The sequence below is a fragment of the Rhizobium sp. Rhizsp42 genome, from assembly GCF_047304155.1.
Lineage (GTDB): Bacteria > Pseudomonadota > Alphaproteobacteria > Rhizobiales > Rhizobiaceae > Rhizobium.
Genome location: NZ_JBGLYS010000227.1, coordinates 1 through 205, shown reverse-complemented (window position 1 = coordinate 205; position 205 = coordinate 1). Strand labels below are relative to the sequence as shown.

Annotated in this window: 1 protein-coding gene; it reads left to right on the top strand. The window is 64.4% G+C overall.

What is annotated here, in order from left to right:
- Positions 1 to 205: transposase (locus tag ACCD05_RS32175; protein ID WP_413397749.1), on the top strand; the 205-nt coding region annotated here is incomplete at both ends.

Sequence of the window (205 nt, the reverse complement as noted above, 5' to 3'; positions counted from 1 at the left end):
GCGTTAAGTTGGTCATCTCCGATGCCCACGAGGGCATCAAGGCTGCCGTCTCCAAGGTCCTGTGCGCTAGCTGGCAGCGATGCCGGGTCCACTTCGCCCGCAATGTGCTGGCCCATGCAGGCAAGAGCGGCAGGCGGGTTGTTTCCGCCTTCATCGGAACAGCTTTCGCCCAGGAGACCCCGGAGGCCGCAAGCAGCCAATGGCG